Here is a 2,598-nt window from a genome sequence, read left to right as displayed (position 1 = left end):
GGACCTGGTCGAGCGGGTGATCGCGGGCGACACCGGCGCCCTGCCGGCCGGGCTGCTGCGGCGCAGTGTCGAAGCCGGGTTTGCGCATGGCTTCCTGGCGGCCGGGATGGCGGCGGTGCTGGCGAGTGCGGTCGTCATGCGCTGCATGCACACGCCGACCGCGCGCTGACGTCAGTCCCGACGCCCGTTTGCGGCTGCGTAAGGACCGACCACGACGCCCACGAATCCGCCCGCCTTCTGCGTCGACAGGAAGCGGATATCGAGCTTGTCGGCCAGGGTCGTCGTCGTACCCCCGTCGCGGTAGCGGTAGCTGGCCTCGCCGCCGTTCATGTCCATGACGAGTTCGACCCGTTTCGACGCAACCGGCCGGCTGGCGACCAGCGTCTCCTTGCCGCCCTCCGTCTTGTACAGGGCGACCACGTTCTTCCCGGCGCTGCGCGCCACGCCGAGGAACACGTGGTTGCCGTCGTCCTGCATGGCGACGAGGCCCGCACGGTCGCCATCGTGCTGCGGCACGAAGTCGACGACGGTCGATACGGTCGCGACGTGATGCTGCTGGCGCCGGCCGACGAAGGCGGGCACGCCGCGCAGGTCGCCCAGCGGCGCGCCGGCACGCAGAACCAGTGCCCCGCGTTCGACGGAGTACAGCCGTGCACGCGGAATGCGGATGCCGATCCAGGCCGAGGACAGCGGGCCATCGAATTCGTCGACGTACGCGAAGTTGCCGCTGGTGGGCACCGGTACGGGCGGTTGCGCCGGCAAGGCGGGCTTGGCGACGGCATACGGCACCGTCTTGCCCTGCTCCAGGATCAGCGGCCAGCCATCCTTCCAGTCGACGGGCAGCATGAAGGTTTCGCGCCCGATGTTAAAGAAATTGCCCGGATAAGGCCGCGTCGCCAGGAAGACGGCCCACCATTGTCCGTTCTGCGTCTGCACGAAATCGGCGTGGCCGGCCGTGGTGACGGGATGCGGACGTTTCGGATCCAGGTCGCGCTGCGTCAGGATCGGATTGACGGGCCCCGGCACATAGGGTCCCGTGACGGTGTCGGACCGGAGCACGACTTCGGAGTGGTTGTCGGCGGTCCCGCCTTCGGCGCAGATGAGGTAGTAGTGGCCATCCTTCTTGAAAATGTGCGGGCCCTCGATCCAGATCGGCCGCTTGTCGGGCGCCACGCCGCCGTCGACGAGGACTTTCGGCTTGCCGGCGAACTGCAAAGTGCGCGGGTCCAGCTCCGCGATCCAGATCGCGCGATGGCCCTCGTAGCGCGGCTGGCCTTCCGGGGCATTGTTGTATACGACGTAAAGCTTGCCGTCATCCCAGACGAGGGACGGATCGATCCCCTGCAAGCCCCGGATCGTGACCGGTTGCGACCACGGGCCGGCCGGATCCTTCGCCGTGATGACGAAACTCCCCGTGCCGCCCGGGCAGCTCGAACACGTGGTGACGATATAGAACGTGCCGTCGTGGTAAGAGATGTCCGGCGCATAAATGCCCTGCGATGCGCGCACGCCGGTGAAATCGACCTGGCCGGGGCGGTCGAGCGCGTTGCCGACCTGCGTCCAGTTGACGAGATCCCTGGAGCGGAAGACGGGCAATCCCGGGAAATTCGTGAACGAGGAATTCACCAGGTAGTAATCGTCGCCCACGCGCGTGACCGACGGGTCCGGGTAATAGCCGCTCAATATCGGATTGACGAACTCGCCGGCGCGCGGCCGGACGTTTTCCTGAGACTGGCCCCGGTAGGAAAACCGCTCGAAGCGCGCGACGGTCGCGCCCGGGGCGTCTGCTGCAACTGCTGGCGCCATGGAAGAGGCGGTGCCCAGGGCCAGTGCGCCCAGGAGACACATGGCCCGTACGGAAAATTTTTTCATGTGGATCGAGCTCCCGATGCTGGACCAGCCTGTGCGCTGTTCCGGTTCTTGCGTGGGAGCCACTCTATGTCAACTAATTATCCAAAACCAATGCTTTGTTTGGATTAATTAATACATAAACGGTATCGATCGGGTGCCCGGGCGCCATCCGTACCGAACTGCCCCACCAGCGCCACGAGCCGGTCGGCCTGCTGCTGCAGGCTGTCCGCGGCCGCCGCCGCCTCCTCGACGAGCGCCGCATTCTGCTGGGTGATCCCGTCGATTTGGCCGATCGACGCGTTGATCTGGGCCAGGCCGACACTCTGCTCGGCGCTGGCGGCCGCGATCTCGGCGATCGTGGCCGTCACGCGGCGCACGCTGTCCACCACCTCGTCCATCGTCCTGCCGGCTTCGCCGACCAGTGCCGTGCCGGCGCCCACCTGCGCGGCCGCGTCGCCGATGAGCCCCTTGATTTCCTTCGCCGCCGCGGCGCTGCGCTGCGCCAGGGTCCGCACCTCGCTCGCGACGACGGCGAATCCCCGGCCCTGCTCGCCCGCGCGTGCCGCTTCCACCGCCGCGTTGAGCGCCAGGATATTCGTCTGGAACGCGATCCCGTCGATCACGCCGATGATGTCGACGATCTTGCGCGACGCCGCATCGATCGATGCCATCGACGCCACCACCTGCCCGACCGCGGTACCGGCGCGGCAATGCCGACCTGTCGGCCCGCACCGAAAGCCAAGCCAG

At 67.2% G+C, this 2,598-nt stretch carries 2 protein-coding genes; both read right to left on the bottom strand.

Going from position 1 to position 2,598, the window contains the following annotated elements:
- Positions 1–171 precede the first annotated feature (171 nt).
- Positions 172–1,872 (bottom strand): glycoside hydrolase family 43 protein, encoded by a 1,701-nt coding sequence (locus ACEN88_RS28995; protein WP_413345271.1) that lies wholly within the window; start codon positions 1,870–1,872, stop codon positions 172–174.
- 104 nt (positions 1,873–1,976) lie between these two features.
- Positions 1,977–2,598: methyl-accepting chemotaxis protein (locus ACEN88_RS28990; protein WP_413345269.1), on the bottom strand; the 622-nt coding region annotated here is incomplete at its 5' end.

Source organism: Massilia sp. CT11-108 (genome assembly GCF_047302915.1).
In the GTDB taxonomy this organism is placed as follows: domain Bacteria; phylum Pseudomonadota; class Gammaproteobacteria; order Burkholderiales; family Burkholderiaceae_D; genus Telluria; species Telluria orientalis.
The sequence above is the reverse complement of the archived record's forward strand: the minus strand, read 5'-3'. Positions and strand labels throughout refer to the sequence as shown.

What these genes read in the sequence shown, in the direction of transcription:
- ACEN88_RS28995 (WP_413345271.1), bottom strand. Translation starts at nt 1,872, where the DNA reads ATGAAAAAATTTTCCGTACGGGCCATGTGTCTCCTGGGCGCACTGGCC.